At 59.3% G+C, this 3,090-nt stretch carries 3 protein-coding genes; 2 read left to right on the forward strand and 1 reads right to left on the reverse strand.

The genetic code is table 11. The features are described 5' to 3' along the window. Window positions 1-225 (forward strand): transposase family protein (locus tag ACXWUF_RS21240; protein WP_458497496.1); only part of this gene is annotated, 225 nt, incomplete at its 5' end. A 78-nt stretch (window positions 226-303) separates the two neighbouring features. Here ACXWUF_RS21240 and ACXWUF_RS21245 read toward each other — a convergent pair. Continuing rightward, window positions 304-2,037: an ABC transporter ATP-binding protein/permease gene (locus tag ACXWUF_RS21245; protein WP_458497497.1), complete on the reverse strand. Its 1,734-nt coding sequence runs from the start codon at window positions 2,035-2,037 to the stop codon at window positions 304-306. Between the two features lie 363 nt (window positions 2,038-2,400). Here ACXWUF_RS21245 and ACXWUF_RS21250 point away from each other — a divergent pair, with 363 nt between their 5' ends. Beyond that, the gene (locus ACXWUF_RS21250; protein WP_458497498.1) at window positions 2,401-2,877 is read left to right on the forward strand and encodes a hypothetical protein; all 477 of its coding nucleotides are present in this window, start codon (window positions 2,401-2,403) and stop codon (window positions 2,875-2,877) included. Window positions 2,878-3,090: the final 213 nt, after the last annotated feature.

The raw sequence follows: 3,090 nt of genomic DNA on the forward strand, positions 1-3,090 counted from the left end.
AAGTCCAAAGCGAACCCTAATCCAGAACTAACGCCAGCCCAGAAAAAACATAATCGAAAACTTGCGAAAACCCGAGTCATTGTTGAGCACGCCATTGGCGGGATGAAATGCCTTCATAGTTTGTTGCATCGCTCAAGAAACAATCTGTCGCATTTGTTAGATACCTTCATTTATATTGGGGCTGGCCTCTGGAACTTTAAACTGTCATTAAAAACAGCAACTTAGGTCGGGAACATGTCTAATAACCATCCGCGACAGGCCAGGGATAACATCCTTCCAAGGGATGCTATCCCGGCATGGCGATTAAGCCACGGCCACAGCCTCTTCAAACACCCCGCCCACCTCGCCAACCGCCCCCCGCTCAAACCGCAGTTCCCGCCCGTGGAATCGCCGCAAACTGGCGCGGTGGCCGATGGACACGATGGCCGTGTCGGCCAGCCGCTCCGCCAGCAGCGCGTAAAGCTTGGCCTCGCCCGCCTCGTCGATGGCGGAAGTGGCTTCGTCGAGAAACAGCCAATCCGGCTTAATCACCAAGGCCCGCGCAATGGCGATGCGCTGCTGCTCGCCGCCCGACAGGCGTTGCGCCCAATGGGCGGACTCATCCAGCGCGGGCACCAAATGGGCCAGTCCCACCTCGGCGAGAACCTCGGCCAGCGCGGCCTCGTCCGCCCCGTTGCCCCGGTCGGGATAGCGCAGCACGTCGGCCACGGTGCCGATGGGCAAATAAGGCCGCTGCGGCAGGAACAGCGTCCGCGCTCCCGCTGGCGTCTCCACGCGGCCCGCGCCGAACGGCCACACCCCCGCCAGCGCCCGGAACAAGGTGGATTTGCCCGAGCCCGACGGTCCCGACACCAGCACCCGCTCGCCGGGCTGGACGCCCAGGTTCACGGCCTCGGCCAGCACCCGGCCCGTGGGCAGGGCGAGTTGGAGGTTTTCCGCATTCATTTCCATGCCTGTGGTCACGACTGAAACGATGCCGGGCGATTCCAGCGCGGCCCGCTCCGCTTCGTCCATCGCTTGCTCGAAGCTGGTCAGCCGGTCCACCACCGCCCGCCACTCGGCCAGTTGGGTGTAGCTGTCCACGAAAAAGCTGAGCGCCCCCTGCACCTGCCCGAATGCGCCGCTGATCTGCATCAGGCCGCCCAATTGAATGGCCCCGGAGAAATAGCGCGGCGCCGCCACCAGCATCGGGAAGACATTGGCGGCGAGGCTGTAAAAGGTGGTCATCGCGTAGACGTTCTTCCGCACCGTCATCAAGCGCCGCCAGTTTTTCACCACCTGCCCGAACGCCGAGAGGAAGCCGCGCCGCTCGTCGGCCTCGCCTTGGTACAGCGCCACCGCCTCGGTGTTCTCGCGGAACCGGACCAGACCGAACCGGAAGTCCGCCTCGCAGCGCTGTTGCTCGAAGGTCAGCCCGATCAAGCGCCGCCCGATCACATGGGTCAGGCCGGTGCCCACGATGGCGTAGAGCAGGGCGACCCACACCATGTAGCCGGGAATCTCGACGCCGCCAACGACCGCGCTGCCCGACAATTCCCACAGGATGGCGATGAACGAGCCCAGGGTGACGAGCTGGTTCAGGAAGCCGAGGCTGAGCGTCAGGGTAATATCGACGAACTCGCGGAGGTCTTCGGCGATGCGCTGGTCGGGGTTGTCGGTGGCGGTGTCAAGCAGCTGGATGCGGTAATAGGCCCGATGGCTCAGCCAGCGCTCGATGAACCGGGCCGTCAGCCATTCCCGCCAGCGGATGCGCAGCCACAACTGCAAATACAGTTGCCCCAGCCCGAACACCACGTAGATCAACACGATCACGCACCACTCGCCCAGCAGCCGCCAGAAGGCCGGCTGGTCCTTGTTCTGTAGCGCGTTGAAGAAGTCGCCGTTCCAGGTGTTGAGCCGGACGCTGAGGTACACCAAGAGCAGGCTGATGGCGACGATGGCCGCCAGCAGGATCAACCCCGCCCGACGATCCGATCCCCACCAGTAGGGTTTGGCGAGCCCCCAGAAATCGCTCAGGAACGGCTTGATATTGCGCATTTAATGTCTCCCGAAAGCTTGAAATTCAATTAAATAACCGTATGAAAACCATGGCCCATAGTGAGGCGATTTTGCGGCCAATAGTCCGTGGTTTATGACAATCCAGGCGAATATTGCCCATCCGATAATGGGGCTGGACGCCCCGCGCCAGAATTCGGCCTAAGTCAATTCGCCAAACTGTGGCCTGTTTCTCAAAAATAGAAATGATGCCTGCTATGTTTAGAAACAATTGGCTAGGCAAGCATTCTGGCTTGAGCAAGCCCACCATCCACGACCAGATGATTAAATAAAATACCTATGAGCATGGATATTTCACATATCGCATTGATTGTGTCGGGTATCAGCCTATGCGTTTCCCTTTATATGGCCCATAAGCAAAAGGGGATTTCCGCTGTCGCCAATACTTATCTGGACGCCAATGAATTGGTGGGATACCGGCTTGGCCTATATATCGTCAATTCCGGCATGGAACCCACCACGCTGCGTAGCGTCCTCATCGACACGTATGATGGGCAAATGTTCAGGCACCGGCTGCGGGATGATGGCGGCAATCAAATCAGGCTGGCACAAAGCGAGTTCTACGAGTGTTTTCTGACCCAAGCGAATTCCGACATCGCCGCTTGGGCAAAACATAAAATTAAGTCCGTGAAGGTGGTGGATTCCTACGGCGAGGGCTGGGAGGTCAAGGATTTCGCCGACATTATCAATCAGCGCCATCACGCCGGGATGCGCTTCTCGGATTTTTTGTGGGGCGATTTCATCGGTCAGGTTAAATCCGCGCTGACTCGCCACGACGGCGGCAAGCCGGGCGGGCCAAAGCCGGGCACCGCATCGACCTAAGGCGATTTCCGAAAATGCTTGTCACCGTTGATCTGGATGTAGGATGGGTGGAGCGTACTCGCGAAACCCATCGAGCCGGACACAGGGTGATGGGTTTCGCTTCGCTCTACCCATCCTACAGGTATGTCTTTTCCTGGAAATCGCCTAAGCCCTAAGTCCGAACCAAATTGCCTAGCGCCCGGCCCACGGCACGGGTTTCTTTCCGACGCATCC

Source organism: Methylomagnum sp. (genome assembly GCF_054333355.1).